A 19,944-nucleotide genomic window follows, 5' to 3' on the forward strand; every position below is an offset into this window, starting at 1 on the left:
AAATGAGAAGCTCCAGCTTCCTAAAAGTTGGAAAGAAGCTGGAGCTTTTGCAAGACAGTTACCAAAATTCTGCTTAGTTACCAGAATGTAAGGTCTAGACTTTAGCTAGCTCAGGGGTGGGGCGTTTGCTGTTGCGAATATCGGCGATCGCCTCAGCATAATCTTTTGCCTTAAACACCGCTGATCCGGCAACAATTGCATTTGCGCCTGCTTCCAAAACCTGCCAGGTATTGTTTGCCTTCAATCCGCCGTCTACCTCAATCCAGGGATCGAGTCCTCGCTCATTGCAGATCTGGCGCAGCTTCTGGATTTTGGGCAGCATTTCAGGAATGAAGCTTTGACCGCCAAACCCTGGGTTAACGCTCATGATTAGCACCAGGTCGCACAGTTCCAGCACGTACTCGATTAGTTCTAGAGGAGAACCGGGATTTAGCACAACGCCTGCTTTCTTACCGAGTTCTTTAATCTGACCTAGAGTGCGGTGCAAGTGTGGAGAAGCATTATGCTCGGCGTGAACGTAAATATGGTCAGCTCCCGCCTTGGCAAAATCTTCGACGTACTTTTCTGGCTCAACGATCATCAGGTGGACATCCAGCGGCTTTTGCGTAACCGGCCGAATTGCTTCCACAATCAGCGGACCAATCGTAATGTTAGGTACAAACCGACCATCCATCACATCAACGTGAATCCAATCGGCTCCTGCTTGGTCAACAGCCCGGATTTCATCTCCCAGGCGACTGAAATCTGCTGATAGGATAGATGGGGCAATAACAACTGACTTGTGGGAATTGGCTTGGGTCATGGCTACGATGTCTCCTGCGTCCTGGTCTCGTAATGTTAGTTTAACAAAGCGTGCTCCCAAGCCCTCGAAAACTTGATCCCCAAAGGCTCAGATTCACACGAAATTTATTTTTTTGTGGAGAGACTTCCGTGCAGCAGCGAATGGTGAAAAGGCTGGGATGGTTAATTGGGGGCTTTTCCGCTTCCCTTTTAGCAACGCCAGTGTGGGGTTTAGCAGTTTCGGTTGGGGAAGCAGGCATTGATGCACTCAGGCTGCACGCTGCTCCCTATAACTTGACGGGCAGCAAAATTTCGATTGGTCAGGTTGAGATTGGTCGTCCCGCTCAGTTTGGGTTGGATAAAGCTGCTGTTAATAACAATGTAGTGCAGGTCGGGCAAGTCTTTTTTCGAGACGACCGAGCGCAGGCAAATGACTATGTGGATGGTCATGCATCCAATGTTGCCAGCGTCATGGTTAGCGAGGACAAATACCTGACAGGAGTTGCGCCTGATGCAACTCTCTATTCTTCAGCAGTGGGGATCGTTGAGCGCAGCGGGCAGCCAGAAGAGTGCCTGTCATCTCAAATGGTGGCAATGCAGGATGGTGGACAAGTGCGGGCGATCAATTTCAGCTTTGGCGAATCGCTGGTTCAAGATCCGCGCCCGGATGCAGTTTTGGATGGGAATGCGCTGCTGACGCAATGTGTTGATTGGTCATCATCGTTTCACGATGTCCTGTATGTGATCGCTGGAAATCAAGGAACAGGTGGTATTCCGATTCCAACAGATAACTTTAACGGCATGACGATCGCAAATTCGACTCAGGTTAATGGAGTATTCTCGAAAGTCGATTATTCCAACCTGGGTAGCGAACCTGCAACGGTGCTTGGGCGATCGCCTGACTCTGAAAGCAACGTTGGACCACGTCGCTCGGTTAGCCTGGTCGCTCCTGGCACTAACATCGAGATGTTTAACCCTGATGGCAGCAGCATCCGGGCAACCGGTAGCAGCTTTGCGGCACCGCACGTTACGGCAGCAGTGGCGCTGCTGCATCAGCATGGCGATCGCCAGATCAGCACCAATCAGCCCAACTGGAGTCTAGATGCCCGTCGCCATGAAGTCACCAAAGCGGTGTTAATGAACTCTGCCGACAAGATCCAAGACAGCGGCGACGGTTTGCGTCTAGGGATGAGCCGTACCATGCTGATGCAAAACAACAAAACCTGGCTTGACTCTGACGCTTATCGCGATCCGTCACTTCCCCTAGATGCTGAAATTGGTACGGGGCACTTAAATGTATTCCGCGCTTATCAGCAGTTTAGTCCTGGACAGTGGAGTCCTGACGAACCAGTTCCGGCGATCGGTTGGGACTATCGCACGGTTGGGGACAGCTCAGACGCACCCGAATTTCAGGATTATGTGCTAGAGCAGCCGCTCCAGGGTGGCAGCTTTGTGTCAGCGACGCTGACCTGGGATCGTGAAGTGTCCTTGCAAGATGCAAATAGCAGTGAGGAATATAATCTGGGAGAACTGTTTGAAGATGCAGGCTTAAACAACCTGGATATTTACCTGATGCGTGCTGAAGATGATGATATTTCAGATAGTATCTGGTCATCTGTAAGCGAGGTTGATAGTGTTGAGCACATCTTCCACGAAGTGCCCGAAACCGGACAGTACAAGATTCGTGTGGTATATCGCGATCGCGTCAACGCTCCCACTCAGGACTATGCGCTCGCCTGGTGGACAATGCCTGCCCAGTAGTTTCTCTTGAACAGACAGACCCGTACAAAACCTCGTACGGGCGTTCCGCGCAATGTCCTTAACCGATTTTAGGAACTGTTTTCAAACGTTGATATAGCCTTTGCGGCTACAGCCACATCTTATTCTGCAAAAGCGTGGAGCACTAATCAGCCCCACGTTTTTGCAGTGCTAGTGACTTAAGTTAGGACAAAAAAGGGAGGCAGGACTAAGTCCTGCCTCCCTTTTTTGTCCTAACCTGTATGGCTACACTTTATAACTGAGTAGCTCTAAGAACCCGTTTGGAAAGGATTCTAAAAGGCTGAACGATAACTTGACAAGTTGCTCAAGTGACACCTTCGGATCTACTGTTCCTCAACCGCTATTCGTTTTCGGTTGGAGGAACTGTAGAGTCATCTGGCTCGGCAGCTGGAGGGCGGTTATCGAGAGGTGCTCCACCAGGAGACATTGTTCCGCCAGGGGACTGCATCATTCCGCCACCTGATGGGTCACCAGGGCGCTCTTGCGTACCACCTTCCGAATCGTCTGAAGGAGCATTGCCAGGGTCAAAAGGTGGGTTTGTTGTGTCGGTGTTGGGGTCTGAAGGCGATTCGGGAATGCCATCGTTTGAGCTGTCAGATGGTGTGCCTAACCCATCAGACTCATCGCTAGGAGAAGTCTGCTGTGTACCGCCCTCTGAGTCATCAGAAGGTGCATTTCCTGGCTCAATAGGTGGATCAGACGTATCTGTGTTTGGATCTCCAGCGGAGCCTGATATACCACCACTTCCAGAGCCAGCGGTTCCTTCGCAACGGGAATTGAGTGGAAAGCGCTCACAAAGAATCTCGAAGCCTTCTGGAGAAAGCTCAAAATCATCTCCTGTAGATTCTGCTTGGGCCAGAATAGTGTTAGTAGAAGCATCGGAATTGACGTTGGATTGTGCTAGAGCAGGAAACCCAAAGAAAACACTAGTGCCCGCGATCGCGCCGAGGCTGATCAGCTGTTTAAGCGAAACGAGACGATTTTGGACGCTCATTAATCATTCCTCTCAGATAAGGTGCTAACTGCTCACTGTTGCTTAAAAAAGCAAGCATTTGAATCCATCGCTGGGTTTAATTTAGCGAGAGACTTTTTGCAACCTAAGATGCATTGCCTATCCAGTTGTTGTAGAAATGTGACACCAATACGATTGGATTGCCCCTGAGCAACTAAGTATACGAAGCAAGCTAGATATGTTTGAGGCTTTTCAGGTTGCTTATGTGTGCATCTATCCAAGGAGGAATTTTGAAGGAAAATAAGCAGATCAAATACTCAGAATTAGAAGTTCTAAAAGCAGTTATCCTAATTTTGAATCTTTGAAGATTCGGCTTTTATCTAAGCTTTTTTGGCGCGAGATTTGCGTCCTGTTCTTGATTTTGGTGGGGAAGTGTTGGAGTTAAGCGATGGGGTGGCGTGAGTTAGGCGGGCGTTCGCGGCTTGATTAAGCAGCGACTCAGCAAAGGCGATCGCCTCTTGAGCAGTCTGTCCACCTGCTAGTTGGGCCAATTCTTCGCGTCGCTGCTGGTCGTCGAGTGCAGCAACTCGGACAACCGTTCTGACGTCTTCGGTTTTACTTGTGTCAGCGGCGATCGCCTTGCCATTGCTGAAAATCTGGTCAATCACTTGCTTATTTACTCGGAAGTGAGCGTCTGCCATCGCCGCTACGATAGGCTGGTGAGTCACACAAAGCACCTGATGGTTTTGGCTAAGCTGGTGCAGCTTTTCGGCGATCGCCTGTGCCACCCGCCCGGAAACTCCTACATCAATTTCGTCAAACACCATTGTGCCGACCGAATCAATCTGAGAAAAGCAAGCTTTTAGCGCCAACAAAAATCGACTCATTTCCCCGCCTGAGGCAATTTCAGTTAACGGTTGCAGCGGTTCGCCAGGGTTGGGGCTAAACAGAAACGTAATCCGGTCAGCTCCGGTTGCACTAGGGGAAACCGCAGCAATGTTCACCTGAAACTGGACTTTGTCCATTGCTAGCGGCTTTAGTTGGCTGAGCAATAGCGTCTCTAGCTGTTGGGCGGTCGTTCGACGCGACTCAGTTAGGCGATCGCAAGCTTGCAGCAACTCTGCCTGACGGGTTTGATAGGTTTGCTCTAAAACTTCTGTAGACTGAGCGCCACCGTTTAATTCTGCCAGGTCAGTTTGGAGCTTTTGACTGTAGGCGATCGCTTCTCCCAAAGTTGGGCCATACTTACGGCAAATCTGCTTCAGCTCAATAATCCGTTGCTCAACAAATTGCAGCCGCTCCGGGTCAGTTTCTAGATCTTCCCCGTAAGTATTAATTTGCCGTCCGGCTTCCTCTACCTGCGCTAGCGCATCGGTCACCAAGTCTAGTACCGACTGTATCTCGGGGTCATAGCGCACCATGTCTGTGAGTAGCCCCTCGGCTTTGCCCAGTAGATCAGCACAGGCTTCTGACCCAGCGTCATTTTGATAGAGTGCCTGATATACCTGATAGCTTTGCTGCTGAAGCTCAACACTATGACTGAGTCGTTGGCGTTCTTGCTCTAAGTCAGTCAGTTCATTGGGGTCACTCAGGTTAGCCGCATTTAATTCCTTTGCCTGATACTCAAACAGGTCAAGCTGCTGAAGTCGCTGTTGCTCAAACTGACGACGTTTTTCGAGTGCTTGAAGTGCTTGCTGAGCTGCGACATAAGCAGTCGCTACAGTTTCTCGCTGTCGCATTAGGGTAGCACCGCCAAAAGCATCTAACCATTCCCGTTGGAGGCTAGACTGCCCCAGCAGCACGGTTTGCCCTTGGGCGGTGATTTCTACCAGGTGATCGCGCAGTGCTTCCATCTGCTGTTTGTTCACCAGCACCCCGTTTAAGCGAGAGCGACTGCGAACATTACCCCGGTTGACGGTCAGTTCTCGGCTACACACCAAGACTGTTTCATCCACCAATTCAATTTGCTGCTCTTTTAACCAGGCAGCTAGAGATGAACTGAGCTTGAAATTAGCTTCGATCAGGGCGCGATCGGCTCCAGTGCGGATTGCTCGGCCCGTCACCTTGCCACCTAAAGCCGCATCTAGAGCATCGAGAATGATTGATTTGCCTGCGCCCGTTTCTCCAGTTAAGACGTTCAATCCTGAACCGAATTTCAGATCCAGGCGGTCAACTAAAGCAAAATTTTCAATCTGAAGAGAGATCAGCATGAATCAAAATTGACCAGAGGGAAAGATGCCACAGGGCAAAGAATTGAGTGATCCTAAAGGGGCTAGGGCTTAGAAATTTGGAGGGGACTGATTTCTGGGATACGAGGTCTCAAGTTCTAAATCAGAGTTTTGGAACTAACCCCCAGTCCCTAACTCTCTATCTCTCGAATGATGTTTCTAAACGCTTGTACTTATCCTGTACTTATTCAGTTTAGTAGCAGTTTGCAGGACTGTAGGTGTTTCTAACGGCGATCCCGTTGAGGTATGGTCAGTCTTTCTAGCACAACCGAAAATTCCTGGAGGCACCGCTTTGATAATGTCTATTTGTTAAAAGAAGATGTAGTTCTTACTAAACCTGTTGTTACAATGCTTTACATGGGCTGTTCTGCCCTGACTCCTAGAAGCATGGATGCTAGACCGACCCCACGTGGCTTAGAGTCCAGACTGCTCACCCTTACCTTCTCTACACTATGCCTACCGTAGTCACTTCCACAGCCCAGGACGTAACCCAGCTAGAGGCGATCGCAATCGAAAATCATCCTGCACCCGAAGAGCATTTGAAATCCGTTCAGGTGAATGACCTGATGGATACAGATGCGGCTCTGCGATACGACCCAGTGGCGATCGCTGCCCACTACCGCACTCGTCCGTTTCAGGTATGGGCAAGGCTGGTTAGCATTATTTTGCCTTTCTTGGGGCTTGGTCTACGGCTATTTTGGGACAAGCGTTGGGGCACTGTTGGGCGCAATCAGTTTCGTCGAGCGGCTCGGTTGAGAGAAATTCTGACAAGCCTTGGTCCGGCTTACATCAAGGTGGGGCAGGCTCTGTCTACCCGTCCTGACTTGATTCCGCCGCTTTATATGGAGGAGTTGACAAAGCTACAGGATCAACTGCCACCCTTTCCTAATGAAGTGGCTTTCCGGTTTATTGAAGAAGAGTTGGGCGATCGCCCTGAGAATGTTTACGCTGAGCTTTCGCCAAATCCCATCGCGGCTGCCTCACTAGGACAAGTTTACAAAGGCAAGCTAAAAAGCGGTGAAACGGTAGCCGTCAAGGTACAGCGTCCTGGTCTGGCTCAGCGAATCACCTTAGACATATACATTCTTCGGCAGCTAGCGATCTGGGCAAGCAAGTCTGAGCAAGTCCGCAGCGACTTGGTTGGCATCATGGATGAATTTGGTGCCCGTATCTTTGAGGAGATGGACTACACCCAAGAAGGCAAAAACGCCGAAAAGTTTGCTCAGCTCTACGGACGTTTGCCCGACATCTATGTGCCTCGGATCTATTGGCAGTATACTCAGCGGCGCGTGCTGACGATGGAATGGATTACGGGCACAAAGCTTACCCGTCCCGATGTGTTGCTGAGTCAAGGAATTGATGCCAGATATTTAATTGAGGTTGGGGTTCAGTGTTCTCTACGGCAGTTGCTAGAGCATGGTTTCTTTCACGCTGATCCTCATCCTGGTAACCTGCTGGCAACTACCGATGGCAAGCTAGCCTACCTCGACTTTGGCATGATGAGTGAGGTCAAGCCTTATCAACGTTATGGACTGATTGAAGCCGTTGTACACCTGGTCAATCGAGACTATGAGGGGCTTGCTAAAGACTACGTTAAGCTAGATTTCCTCTCACCAGAAACTGACCTAACTCCGATTATTCCAGCGCTTGCCAACGTGTTTGATGGTGCTTTGGGTGCAAGTGTTGCAGAACTAAATTTCAAGAGCATGACCGATCAGCTCTCTGAAGTAATGTATGAGTTTCCCTTCCGGGTGCCTGCTTACTATGCCCTGATTATTCGATCGCTCGTCACCCTGGAAGGAATTGCGATCAATGTTGATCCAAACTTCAAGGTGTTGAGCAAGGCTTACCCCTATGTTGCCAAGCGGTTGCTCACTGACCCCTCTCCACAGCTTCGATCCTCTCTACGAGATTTGCTGTTCAAAGAGGGTAGCTTCCGCTGGAATCGGTTAGAAAACCTGCTTCGCAACGCTCGTGACAGTCAAGACTATGATTTTAATCAGGTGCTTGACCAGACACTAGACTTCCTGTTCTCAGAGCGAGGAGAGTTCATCCGCGAGCAGCTAGTCGGAGAAATCGTCAAGGGAATTGATGTGTTTGGGCGGAATACCGTCAGCAACCTTGCCTATAGCCTGCGTAAGCGCGTTGGGTTGAATGGGTCAAATGGGGCAAAACCAGCGATCGCCCCCAATGACCAAAAAAATCTGGAACATCTCACCCGCATTATCGACATTTTGCAGGAAACACCTGGGTTTGATCCGCTGCAACTGGTTAGCAAACTGCCTCGCCTGATTACAAAACCCGAAACTCAGCAGATGGGTCAACAAATTGCAGGGGGATTGGCTCAGCGTGCTGCTGCCCGTCTGATTCGGGAATTGTTGCTAACCGATGAGCCTGCTACTCAAAACGGCAACGGTCACCGGAATGGTAATGGAGCAAATCCTCAGCCCTCGCCTCGTCCAACCCTCTCTCTTCCCGCCTCAACGCGATAGCTCCCGAAGAGGGCGTGCACCACATAAACAATCAAATTTCTTGATTAATTCAAGCAGCCATAATTAAACACATCACTAAAGCTGGGAGAGCAACCTACAGGTTGCTCTCCCAGCTTTTATATCTGTCCTTCTACCTTGTGTAGGGAAACCGAGTTAAGTAAGTGTTGGAATCTTGATCAAAACTATTGGAATCTTGATTAAATCAGTTTAGATTAAGTAGCAAAATTGCAAGCAATTGTAAGCAATAAAATATCGCTTCAGCGATCGCACCAGTGAGTTTTAATTGGTTTACCCTGAAATATTAAGCAGCACTGCCTGAATTAGGGTGCGATACCCGTTCTCCAAATTCTCCTTGACCCCAAGCCACGAGTTAGAGCTATGAGTGAAGCAAATCTTCCATCTGATCCATCCCAAAAACAAACACCACCTCATTCAATCTGGGACAACTCGGCAAATGCAGATCAAATTAACACGGATGGAATTGCAGAAACTCAAGTTGAGGATTGGCAAGACTGGCAAACAGTCGATTTTCCTAATGCCGTGAGCGCAGATGCAATTGAGCGTCAGTCGATCTATTCGTCGGATGATGTACCGCCGCTCGATTGGCTCGCTCAGGCAACTCCAACTCCCAGTGCAGCTCAATTATGGTCAACTGGAGCGGGTAACTCGATCGAACCGCCTGAGATCGCCGACCTGATTGCTCTGATTCAAGAGCTAAACCAATGCAATGACGTTTTGCTCGATCGCGTATCACAGCTAGAAGAATCGCTGGAGCGCAGTCAAAAAGCTCAGTCCCAAGCAAATAGATCGTCTCAAGCCTCTGATGCCCATCAGACATCTAGCCAAATCACCCAAGAACTGATTGCCGCCCAAGCTGAAATCACCCAACTTTCTCAAGATTTAGAGTTTGCTCAGCAGACGAACCAGCGTCAGCAAATTTTGATCGAAACCCTGACTGGACAACTAGAGGGCAGCCAAGAACGGGTGGCTCAATTAGAGCGAGAGTGCGCTCTAACTCAGCAGCGCTATAGTGAGCAGTCTCATCAACTGACCCAGTCTGAAACTGCCTGTCGTGATTTGCATGCCCGCCTTCAACGCCAACAACAGTACACGCTCCAGTTCAAAGCAGCACTAGAGAAATGCTTGGAAGTGCCGCCTCCTAGCTATGAGGTAAAGGAACAAGCGGTGGAGGCGATCGCTCCCTCCGAGGACAAACACGACTCCTCTACACCTCAATCTTTTCTGCCTAAAGCAAAACGAATTCAGCCCTGGTCTGCTCAACCGCAATTTTTGGGCGATCTAAGCGATCTAAATGTAGGTGAACTGGAAAATCTAGATGAGACACAGATATCCCTACGGTCTCAGGTAGAGACACAGGATAGCCGCCAGTTTCATCCGCTTGCCGCCGCCGCATTAGACCTTCCCACAGTTTTGGCTTCCATTATTCATCCCGATTCGTCTGCATCAGATGAACCAGCCATTGAATTGCCGACCGAGCCGCCGTCTACAGCGAGTAACGCTGCTACCCCTGTCAACTTGCAGCCTCTCAGCTATGATTTGAAAAAATCTGCGGGTTGGTGGAATGAGGCAGCGTCCCAGCCGAGATCTGCTAACTTAGCGCCAAAATTACCCCAAGCAGACCAAACGCGCTCAGAGATTCAGCAGGTAGATTATCCAGCGACATCCTCAGAAGCCTCAATTTCAGCTCCAATTTCAGTAGAAGCGGTTGAGAACGAGCTGCACACAACCCCAACCTTTTCTGAAGAATCTGTACCGTCGCAATCAAGCGACGCTGAAGACGCACTTTGGCAAGACCTGGCTCGCCTGATCGATGTTTCAACGGATGACGTGGTGAAGGTCAGCGTATCGGACGATTTTGATTCCTTTGAGGCGATCGCCCCATCTTCAGAACCTCAGCCTGCTCCATCACTGAGCGATTTACCCGCAGAAACCCCTTCAAATCAGCCTCAATCAACATTGCTTGATGTAGAGCAACAAATTGCCGAGGGAATTTCGATTGCCAAACTGCTGCTTTCTTCTGCCCAAGCAACGGACTCCGAACAGCCCACACCTGCACCCGATACGTCTGACCCTAAAACCAGTGAATCGGAGCAAATGGTACCTGCTGCCTTCACCACCCATTCAAATTGGCCGTCACCAATCGTTTATCCCTTGCGAACATCTAAAAAGATTGAATCTTTAGCTGCGGTTAAACTACCAACGTTTCCCCGCTAAAACCTAAACTTATTGGTTTCCCTCTTGGGACGCGATTCAATCGCGTCCCAAGCTTTTGTGGTTGTCCAGAAATTCAGGAAGATGCACTGGTATAGAACCGTAGAGCAAACCGCCAGAATTGGCGTGAGGCAAAGAGGAGGGCGATCGCCAATCCAGCCGCACCCAATACCCACTCCACCTCGGACTGGTTGAGCAACGCCTCTGCAGGAACTGTTGTCAAAAAAGCAACCGGAATCACAAAGGTAAAGAAAACCCGATAGGCAACTGGATAAGCCACCATCGGAAATCTGCCTGCCTCCAGCAACCCACGCAGCACCTCGGTCACGTTATAAATCTTGACAAACCAAATACTCGTTGCACCCAGCATAAACCAGAGACTATAAAGGCTCAGAAAACCCAGCAGGATTGGGGCTACGCCTAGCAAATAGTTACTTCCGTCAAGCCCTAAACGCCCGCCCGCATAACCAATTAGAATCACGCCAAAAATCAAGTCCGGCAATCCCCAAGGGGAAACCGTGCGAGTAGACAGCCAGAACTGGGAGCTAATTGGCTTGAGCAACACAAAATCTAACGTTCCTTCCTGAACCTGCCGCACAATTTGATTTAGGTTGGGGGCTAAAAAAGTTGCCGCAAACCCTTGCAAGAGCGTGAACATGCCCAATACGATTAGCGCTTCTTCCCACGACCAACCTTCAAAGGTGTAGCCTGTTTGGTAGTAGAACAGAGATAGTGAAAACAGACTCCCCGTCAGACTAAACAAGCTAGTGAGTGCAGCAATTAGAAAATTGAGGCGGTATTCTAACTCGGCTGCGATCGCCGCTCCCCAAAATAGCCGTAGTACCCGCATGTATTGCTGAATAGACATAGTAATATTTACGGACACTCTCACCCTTACGACGAATTTTCACAATTCTATAGTTGTGTTTACAATCGATTCTATTGACAAAAAAATTAAGATTGCGGGCAGACTATAAACTGATTGCAAGCTCTCAAAGTGATCTACTTACCTCACATATTCACAACCATCCTCTAATCGTTCTTTTAACTCACCCAGCTATGGATTTTGCAAAAATTTTAGCAACGACGGATTTTACAACTGTTTTGGGACTCGTGGCAGGAGCTTTGACTACCATCGCCTACCTGCCCCAGTTAATCAAAACTTGGAAGTCAAAATCGGCCGAAGACCTCTCCTGGAGCATGTTAATTACGCTCTGTGTCGGCATTGTCCTTTGGCTAATCTATGGAACTTACGTTCATGATTTGCCCGTAATCTTGGCGAACATCGTAACTCTAGTCTTATCCTCAATCATTTTGATACTGAAGCTGCGGTACAGCCGAGTTAAGAAAACAACCGTTAAGCTATAGATATTTTAGACAATTTATACACCGAGGAGAAATTTGGGCTTGACGCTAAACTTCCAAGTCCAAGTTTTTTCTTTAATCAAGCAGCCAAGCTTTAGTATCCTGATATTAAAGCTACAAGCCCCCATCGTGCTTGAGATATGAACTATTTGATCGCCGTTCTACCAGACCGCATTCAGGCAGAAGAAGCCTACTCCGCCCTTGAAAGAGAAGGATTACCTATGGAGAAAGTCAGCATTTTGGGCAAGGGCTACAAAACTGCTGACGAGTATGGCTTAATTGACCCCAAGCAGCAAGCTCAAAAACAAGCAACGCTGATGTCTTACTGGCTGGTGCCATTTGGCTTCATCTCAGGCTTTGTCTTCAACTCACTGACTGGGATTGAGCTGTTCAACTGGGCAGGTTCTCTAGGCAACCACGTTATAGGTGGTGTTTTTGGGGCGATCGCAGGTGCAATGGGCAGCTATTTCATAGGCGGTGGCGCAGGGCTCGCTTTTGGTAGCGGCGACGCACTTCCCTACCGTAATCGCCTCAAAGAAGGCAAATACTTGGTTGTGGTCAACGGTTCGCCTAACATCACGAACCAGGCTACCCGCATCCTCAAACAGTTCGATCCCGAGAACATCCAGGGCTACGTTGATCCCACCGCCTAGCCCCTAATTTCTAGTCCCTAATTTCTAGTCCCCCTTTCCCTCATGTCCGAACTTCCCAACAACCTTGATGACGCGATCGCTCAAGCGCAGCAAGCGACTCAAGCAGCGATTGCTGCTGGTCGTACTCGGCTTCAGGTAGAACTAGCCTTCCCAGAACTCAAAATTATGCCTGTTGCCGAGAAATTTATTCCGGCTTTTGAGGATTTGGGCAGTCAACTGCGGGTATTTTTTCCAGATGCCGGATCAGCGGCTCTAGCACGGCGAGATTGGGGCGAAAAGCCCTACTCAATTCGGGCAATGGGAGAAATGAGGGCTGAAATTCAGCCAGAAGACAAGCTATTTGTTTTTGTAGAACCTTCCGCTGTAGAAATCGCACAAGTCGAAAAACTGTGTGAAACAGCGTTGGACCGTCCCGTTGTTTTGCTCAATCCCCGTCTGGAAGACATTGCCACAATTGGGATTGGCTATGCTGGACGACAGCTTCGCGATCGCTTGCTCAGCACCTTTGAGTCTTGCTACTACCTCAAACCCCTAGAGGGTGCCGCCCTGTTGCGCTCTTTCCCTGATCCCTGGCAAGTTTGGATAGAAAAAGATACAGGATATCAGTTGATTGCAGAGGAACCACAGAAACCTGTGGGAGAAGCTCTAGATGAAATCTTTGCAAGAGCAACAGGGCAACCAACTGCTCAACAAACTTCCCGAAAAGGGCTGTTGTCTGGTTTACAGCAGTTTTTACGAGCTTTAAGCCAATGAAGATTGAGTGTAGGTATCATATTTAACACTCTAATCGTGATAGTTGTTGATTCTGTTGGGCATAATTGAATAAATGGGGCTTTATCCAGCATTCCTTTTTCCCGGCAAAAACAACGACTGTGAACAATCAAAACTGATTTCCTGAAATTCTCTCGGAAGCGCGTAATTTTTTATAGAGCCGTCGCACTGAGAAGCTGGTTCTGGGTTTCAGAGTGGGTTCATGGCCCTTGGCCCCGTGATCCTATCTAGTGTTTTTAGTAGAAGGACTGATTGAGCGTGGTTAGTGGTCGTCGCATTTTTATTGGTGATGTACATGGTCACTACGATGGCTTGATGAGACTGTTGGAGGCGATCGCTCCAAGCTCAGCAGACCAAGTCTATTTTCTAGGCGACCTGATTGACCGAGGTCCAAAAAGTGCTCAGGTAGTCAGTTTTGTCAGGCAAAATGGTTATACTTGCCTGCTTGGAAACCATGAACAGCTTTTGGTTGACTCTTTCCCTCAAGGCAAAGTTTGTCCCAATGCGCTTCAAGCATGGCTCTACAGCGGCGGACAGACAACAATCTCTAGCTACAAGCAACCCGAAGCACTGCTTGAACATTTAGACTGGATTCGTCAACTGCCAACCCATCTAGACTTGGGAGACGTTTGGCTGGTTCATGCGGGAGTACATCCGGGCGTGCCACTGGTTGACCAGACCGTGCAGGACTACTGCTGGATTCGGGAAGAGTTTCACAGCATTCAAAAACCCTACTTTCCAGACAAGCTGATTGTTACAGGGCACACGATTACCTTTACGTTGCCGAACGTAACTCCTGGCGCGCTAGCGCAGGGGCGAGGCTGGTTAGACATCGACACGGGCGCGTATCATCCCAAAAGCGGTTGGTTGACTGGAGTGGATATGACCAACCAGCGGGTTTATCAGGTGAACGTATTTCAAGGGGCAAAACGGGCACTGCCGCTAGCAGAAGCCGTTGTCCAGATCGAGCCGGAGCAAATTCTTGCTCGTCGCCGTCAGTTATTGCAGCTATAGTACCGATGTTGTGCTGGCTGGCGAATCAGAGTAATGCCTTTCGACCCTAGAAGATGCTCTTATACTGTTTCTACAAAAACAAGCTACAGAATGGAAGGGCACCCCGCTAAGCGGGGTGCCCTTCCATTCTGTAGCTCTAATTTTTGGAAGTGGTATTAAAAGGGAAGCTCATCGTCTTCAGCATCCAGGTCGTTTTCATTGATTCCGGCTCCATCGCCATCGGTCGAGAAAACTTCGGAGCTTTGAGGTAGCTCAATATCGCCCTCTAAGCTAACAACTTGCCCATTAAAAAAGTTGGCTAGACTTTTAGCTGCCTCCGTCACTTTATCCTCTGCTTCCCAGGCAGGTAGAGACAGTCCGACATCAGGCGCATCAACCGAAAATTTTGCTAGTGGCAGATTTAAGGGCTGTTCGAGCGGTTGGACATGTCCATTTTTTGATGGGTAAGTTTGCCCGTTGGTAGGCTCCTTCTGGATGAAACTGGGTTTGGCAGGAGCAGGAGTTGAGGATGGGGGGCTGAAAGCTGCTGGATGGTTTGTGTCTGTATGATTGGCTAGGTTTGAGGGGAGGGGGTGTGAAGCAGAAGAAATTCCTTTCGCGGAGTCTGTATTACCCAATTGCGGTGGCGGCGAACCTGTAGCATCGATTCTGACAACAACTGGATGATTGCAGGCTTTCTGGAAAGCAGCTTCAACTCTAGATGCTCTCTCTTTGACGGTCGGATGCCACTTGGCGCTAATTGCAATCTGGGCAACCTGACCATCGAAGCTAACCAAGTTACCCTGTTGGCGTAAGAGCATCTGAGTTGAGGGCGGCTGCAAGTAGGACAAAACTTCTTGCCAAAGCTGGTTGAGATCTGTTTGCTCAGTAGAGCTAGTGGTAGGTTGAGAAACTATCGGGTCAGTTTCAGGCTCTTCAGAAATTTCTTCTGTGAGGGGTTCAATGTCTTTGACGGGTGAGGCAGCAATTTCTGCGGGTTGATGCACTGCTTCACCAGTTTCTTGGGGAGGAATAGCTGCTGTTTCCTGCGCTGCAACTTGTTCCGGTTTAGCAAGATCGGGTTTGACGGGAGTAGGAATAGCGGCAGGATTGGGTGTTTGAGCGACAGGGGCTGTGGATGGCGATCGCCCCCTGTTAACTGGTTGAACTGCTGTACTCCGCTGCTGGACGGGTGCAGCTTGACTGGCGATCGCAGAAGGCAACAGCCCCATCAAAATCACCTCTAGCCAAAGCCGAGGCTGAGTTGTGTTTTTGACCTGTACCTCAGCGGCCCGAAGATGCTGCTGCCCCATCAGGATGATCGTCAGCTCCAGATCCTGCACGAATTCTCGTAGCTCAGCCCAGGTTGGCGGTGTAATGGCAACCAGATCGTTGCGATTGGGGGCAGTTTTGGCAATCAGCAAATCTCGATAAAAGCTAGCGAGGTTTTGCAGTACGATCAGCGGCTCCCGACCTCGATCCATCAGGTGACGCGCTTGGTCTAGCAGCGTCGCAGGATCATCCTGGGCGATCGCCCGCACCAGCTCTAGTAAATCTCGTTCTGGCACTGCGCCTACCAGTTCCCAAACCCGCTCAACTGTGATTTCGCCTTCCAGTAAGCTCAACTGATCGAGCAAGCTTTCGGCATCTCGCAGTCCGCCTTGAGAGATTTGGGCGACTAGTTGCACGGCATCAGGGGCGATGTTGATCTGTTCCTTAGACGCAATTACGCCTAAGTGCTCCACCATTGCCTCTAGCGGAATCCGGCGAAAATCGAACCGCTGGCACCGAGAAATGATTGTTGGCAGCACCCGCTGTGGATCGGTCGTTGCTAGCACAAATACAACCCGATCGGGCGGTTCTTCCAGGGTTTTGAGTAAAGCGTTAAACGCCGCTGTGCTGAGCATGTGGCACTCATCGATGACGTAGACCTTAAAGCGACACTGAACTGGAGCAAACTGGGCACGTTCGATCAGTTCACGGATGTTGTCTACGCCTGTGTTGCTAGCTGCGTCGATTTCGATCACATCTAAAGCTGAACCTTTGGCGATCGCCCGGCACACATCACACACGCCACAGGGTTTGGCCGTAGGCACATCACTTTTGATGCAGTTCAGTGATTTTGCCAAAATTCGGGCGCTGGACGTTTTTCCCGTTCCTCTAGGTCCAGTAAATAGGTATGCAGGGGCAATTCGCTGTTGCTGAAGGGCATTGCTAAGCGTGGTGGCGATCGCCCCCTGTCCTACCAGTTCTGCAAACGTCTGCGGACGATATTTGTGATGAAGCGGTTCGTAGGACATAGAGCGTTTGTAAGTTCCCATCCTTTAGGGTAAGCGATCGCCAAGACGAACATATGAACTATTTTCTCGTACAATTTTGTGAATTCACGCCACCCTAATTCACTTCGCTAAGATACAAGCAGCCAGCTTTGGAGCGATCGCCTTCCTCTCCCTGCTTGCTCCCTGTCCTCAGTCAAACCTGGATTCTAGCCTTCCTAAAATAGAAGCAAGCATACGCTTGAGCCTGACAGAATTGCTGCTCTGCTGTTCTCAACCGAAACCTATAGATGTTAGAACTTAACCGACCTGACCGAAAGCAAGAACGTTTTTATAATGGCGTTTTTGCGCTGATTCTGATCAATCTAATCCTGTTTGTGCTGGATCAGGCTTTACCGCTCCAGTTTCTTTATCTAAACCATGCTCGCCCTGTTTGGTATCAGTTTTTTACGTCCATGTTCCTTCACGCAAATTGGGCGCACCTTTCAGGCAACCTGTTTTTTCTCTACATTTTTGGCAAGCTAGTTGAGGAAGAAGAAGGGATTTTAGGTGTTGTTGCAAGCTATCTCGTTACAGGGCTGGGTGCAAACCTGTTGAGTGTGCTGTTGCAGCCTGGAGCAACTCTTTCTTTGGGGGCTTCTGGCGCAGTATTTGGCTTGTTTGTGGTCAGTGTTCTGATTAAGCTGAGCTGGAGCTGGCGCAAAATTCTAGAAGTTCTGATTTTGGGGCAGTTTGTGATTCAGCAGGTGGTGACTGAATTGCAGCAGGTTGGGCTGCAAGATGGAGTTAATCGGATTGCTCACATTGGTGGGGCATTGGCGGGGGTTGCACTGATTATGGGACTGAGGCGACTGACGCACGATAAAAAAATTGATTCTCAATTGTAGGGTAAGTGCAGGAGCAATCTCCCCTTCTGCTTTCCAGCAAACTTAATCAGATCTCCCAGCACCTTAGCTGATAGTCCTGCCCTTCTACCGCAAGGGCTGCTTTGTAGCTAGCCGAAAGATCGAGTAGCTGTAACGACCAGAGGTTTGCTGTTTCAGAACTGCCTAAAACCCTCTGCAGTTGAACCCTTGGAGTTAGGGCAAATTCGATTTGATCCATAGGTTGGCTCAAACCGCTGCCGATCGCCTTTAAATAAGCCTCTTTACAAGTCCAATAGGTCAAAAAAGTTTCTTCAGGGCTGTTTGAATCGGTGAGTGAATTTTGTTCTTGAAGGGAAAGGCAACGTTCTGCAAGCTGATGAACTTTGGGCAGCGGGCGAATTTGCTCAACATCAACCCCGATTTGGCGATCGCGTGTTACTCCGCACAATACGAGTTCCCCAGAATGCGCCAGGTTAAATTGCAGTCCGGTGTTGGTAAGAGAACCTGCTAATGATGGTTTTCCGTGAATTCCATAGCAAAACTGAATTTGTTCAGCGGGAGTATTCAAATAACGGCTCAAGATTTGCCGCAATCGTCCTCGGCTAATGGTGAAGCGGTGGCGATCGCGCTCAAAGTGGAAGCGATCGGCTCTTGCTTGCTCGTCGGCAGAGAGAATTTGTCGAAGTTGGGGAACGTGGGCGATCGCCTGATCAACCCAGGTTAGCCAAAGGTGAACCTGATCTTTGTCTAGGACCGGGTGAAGCGGGGGAGAACCCCAACCAGAGCTAATAGAATGCCTCATCATCACAATGTGAAAGCAGATAAGCCCGTAGCTCAGCAAGGTTCATCTTAAAGTCTGGTTTCATCTTCTGTCGGTTCATCGCTAGCTAGTGGAGGCTGAGGCAATTCGTCGGAAACGGCTTCTGCAATTGCGAGTTGGCGAGCTTGCTTGCGCTGGTGCAACTTTAGAAGGATTTCAGCGTGCTTTTCACGGGTAATTGGATAAAAGTAAGCCAAAATCACGCCTAAAATCAGTGACACGGTAGGCAATGGCCCGATCGCCACGCGAATGGCCAACAGCGCAGACTCAGGTTGCACCGGAAGCGGCTCTCCAGGAGTGGCTTCGATGAAGCCTGATTGCTCCAGTGCGATACCCACCAGAGCCAGTCCGACTGCTAGTCCAATTTTTTGCAGCAGGGTCATAAACGCGTAGAAAACACCTTCTCGCCGCTGCCCGGTTTCTAACTCGTCTAGCTCGATCACGTCAGGCAACATCGCCCAAGGCACTAGATAAGCGGTAGCAACTCCAAAACTGGCAGCAAAACAAAGTAAATACATCAGCCCAACCTGACCAGGCTGCACAAAGAATAGACCTGCCTGAACAATAATCCACAAGCCCATACCCATGAAATAGAGCGATCGCTTACCAACCCGCTTGCTAATGGCGTTGCAAACAAACAGCATGATAATTGCCGTTCCCTGGACGGCCGCTGCTACCAAAAAATAAGAGTCCAGCCCCATCCAGCTCACAACAAAGTAGGGAATGATTGCAGCCGTAAACTGGAGTGCCAGCCAGGAGAACAGATAAATACCAATCACATAGAGAAAAGGACGATTGCTTAGGGCAACTTTGAATTGTTCTAAAATTGGCATCGATTCTGCATCGTTTTCTGGCTGCAAGCTGGCTTGCTGCATGTTTTGCCGCGTTCTGCCAATGGTGCCCCAAATACACCAATACAGTGTCAAGATCGACAGGACGGCGCACACAATTCCCGTGACCCAATATTGTTGTCTGGCATTGGAGAAAACTTCCCCCATCACGAAGCCCAAAACCAGGGCTAAGACTGCACCACCCAGTGAAAAGGCAAGCCTAAAGCTGTTTAAGCTGGTGCGCTCGTCATAGTCTTGGGTTAGCTCCGCAGTCAGAGCAGAGTAAGGTACATTGACCACGGTGTAAGCTGCGTTAAAAAGAATGCCAACCAGGACGTAATACCAAAACTTGAGTGTGATATTAAAATCTGGCACTAGCCACATTAGGCAAAAGCTCAACCCCATTGGAATGGTGCCATACAACATCCAGGGATGACGACGGCCCCAGCGAGGAGAATGGGTGCGATCGCTCAACACCCCCACCGCAGGATCATTAAATGCATCCCACACTTTGCCAATCAGCAATACTTGCCCTGCCAAAGCTGGATTTAACCCAGCAACATTAGTGAGAAAAATCAGCAGCGACCAGGCCTGTAAGTTTGCAGTGATGCCTCCACTCATATCTCCAGCGCCGTAAGATAGCTTGGTGAAAAGGTTGAGCTTTTGAGATGGTTGAGTGTCAGCAGGTGCAGATTGAGTCATGTCGAATTTAAGGCAGGCTGAACGATAGGGAACTTAGGCAAGCGTTTCCTCTGGCAAACCTATAACAGCAGGTTAGGGGAGGTATAGCAACAGCGCGCTGATACAAGTGCCAGTATTGCGTCTGGTTACATGTCAAAACAGTTACCTTGTGCCATCATCTCAGGGTGTCATGATTTTGTGGAATTTTGAAGTTTGATTTTTGAAA

At 49.4% G+C, this 19,944-nt stretch carries 15 protein-coding genes; 8 read left to right on the forward strand and 7 right to left on the reverse strand.

Going from position 1 to position 19,944, the window contains the following annotated elements:
• Window positions 1–94: 94 nt before the first annotated feature.
• Complete coding sequence (gene rpe / locus H6G00_RS18890) at window positions 95–802, reverse strand: ribulose-phosphate 3-epimerase (RefSeq protein ID WP_190797926.1); 708 nt, start codon at window positions 800–802, stop codon at window positions 95–97.
• A gap of 140 nt (window positions 803–942) precedes the next feature.
• Between rpe and H6G00_RS18895 the strand changes: the two genes are divergently transcribed.
• Window positions 943–2,541, forward strand: coding sequence for a S8 family serine peptidase (locus H6G00_RS18895; RefSeq protein WP_190797967.1), 1,599 nt, complete (start codon window positions 943–945; stop codon window positions 2,539–2,541).
• A 358-nt stretch (window positions 2,542–2,899) separates the two neighbouring features.
• Here the strand turns inward: H6G00_RS18895 and H6G00_RS18900 are convergent, their stop codons facing one another.
• Both H6G00_RS18900 and recN read right to left on the reverse strand, forming a co-directional pair.
• Window positions 2,900–3,553, reverse strand: coding sequence for a hypothetical protein (locus H6G00_RS18900; protein WP_190644726.1), 654 nt, complete (start codon window positions 3,551–3,553; stop codon window positions 2,900–2,902).
• Window positions 3,554–3,891: 338 nt separating this feature from the next.
• On the reverse strand, window positions 3,892–5,721 hold the full coding sequence (gene recN / locus H6G00_RS18905; RefSeq protein WP_190797927.1) for a DNA repair protein RecN: 1,830 nt from the start codon (window positions 5,719–5,721) through the stop codon (window positions 3,892–3,894).
• 470 nt (window positions 5,722–6,191) lie between these two features.
• Between recN and H6G00_RS18910 the strand changes: the two genes are divergently transcribed.
• Both H6G00_RS18910 and H6G00_RS18915 read left to right on the forward strand, forming a co-directional pair.
• On the forward strand, window positions 6,192–8,231 hold the full coding sequence (locus tag H6G00_RS18910; protein WP_190644724.1) for an AarF/ABC1/UbiB kinase family protein: 2,040 nt from the start codon (window positions 6,192–6,194) through the stop codon (window positions 8,229–8,231).
• A 378-nt stretch (window positions 8,232–8,609) separates the two neighbouring features.
• Window positions 8,610–10,466, forward strand: coding sequence for a hypothetical protein (locus H6G00_RS18915; protein ID WP_190797928.1), 1,857 nt, complete (start codon window positions 8,610–8,612; stop codon window positions 10,464–10,466).
• 73 nt (window positions 10,467–10,539) lie between these two features.
• On the opposite strand, the gene H6G00_RS18920 is transcribed toward H6G00_RS18915, so the two are convergent.
• Window positions 10,540–11,325: an ABC-2 family transporter protein gene (locus H6G00_RS18920; RefSeq protein WP_190797968.1), complete on the reverse strand. Its 786-nt coding sequence runs from the start codon at window positions 11,323–11,325 to the stop codon at window positions 10,540–10,542.
• A 197-nt stretch (window positions 11,326–11,522) separates the two neighbouring features.
• Between H6G00_RS18920 and H6G00_RS18925 the strand changes: the two genes are divergently transcribed.
• From H6G00_RS18925 to H6G00_RS18940, 4 genes are all read left to right on the forward strand, one after another.
• Window positions 11,523–11,831 (forward strand): SemiSWEET transporter, encoded by a 309-nt coding sequence (locus tag H6G00_RS18925; RefSeq protein ID WP_190797929.1) that lies wholly within the window; start codon window positions 11,523–11,525, stop codon window positions 11,829–11,831.
• Window positions 11,832–11,968: 137 nt separating this feature from the next.
• A complete protein-coding gene (locus H6G00_RS18930) occupies window positions 11,969–12,481 on the forward strand; it encodes a hypothetical protein (protein ID WP_190797930.1) in 513 nt (170 codons plus the stop codon).
• A 42-nt stretch (window positions 12,482–12,523) separates the two neighbouring features.
• A complete protein-coding gene (locus tag H6G00_RS18935) occupies window positions 12,524–13,234 on the forward strand; it encodes a DUF1995 family protein (RefSeq protein ID WP_190797931.1) in 711 nt (236 codons plus the stop codon).
• 270 nt (window positions 13,235–13,504) lie between these two features.
• Entirely contained in the window at window positions 13,505–14,266 is a 762-nt protein-coding gene (locus H6G00_RS18940; RefSeq protein ID WP_190644719.1) for a metallophosphoesterase family protein, read from the forward strand.
• Between the two features lie 155 nt (window positions 14,267–14,421).
• On the opposite strand, the gene H6G00_RS18945 is transcribed toward H6G00_RS18940, so the two are convergent.
• On the reverse strand, window positions 14,422–16,545 hold the full coding sequence (locus H6G00_RS18945) for a DNA polymerase III subunit gamma/tau (RefSeq protein ID WP_190797932.1): 2,124 nt from the start codon (window positions 16,543–16,545) through the stop codon (window positions 14,422–14,424).
• A 266-nt stretch (window positions 16,546–16,811) separates the two neighbouring features.
• Here H6G00_RS18945 and H6G00_RS18950 point away from each other — a divergent pair, with 266 nt between their 5' ends.
• Window positions 16,812–17,408, forward strand: a complete 597-nt coding sequence (locus tag H6G00_RS18950) for a rhomboid family intramembrane serine protease (RefSeq protein WP_190797933.1) — start codon at window positions 16,812–16,814, stop codon at window positions 17,406–17,408.
• Between the two features lie 46 nt (window positions 17,409–17,454).
• Here H6G00_RS18950 and H6G00_RS18955 read toward each other — a convergent pair whose 3' ends face one another.
• Together H6G00_RS18955 and H6G00_RS18960 are read right to left on the reverse strand one after the other, a co-directional pair.
• Entirely contained in the window at window positions 17,455–18,192 is a 738-nt protein-coding gene (locus H6G00_RS18955) for a 4'-phosphopantetheinyl transferase superfamily protein (RefSeq protein WP_199318590.1), read from the reverse strand.
• 44 nt (window positions 18,193–18,236) lie between these two features.
• Complete coding sequence (locus H6G00_RS18960) at window positions 18,237–19,739, reverse strand: MFS transporter (RefSeq protein WP_190689249.1); 1,503 nt, start codon at window positions 19,737–19,739, stop codon at window positions 18,237–18,239.
• Between the last annotated feature and the right edge of the window lie 205 nt (window positions 19,740–19,944).

Source organism: Leptolyngbya sp. FACHB-541 (assembly GCF_014695875.1).
Lineage (GTDB): Bacteria > Cyanobacteriota > Cyanobacteriia > Elainellales > Elainellaceae > JAAUTN01.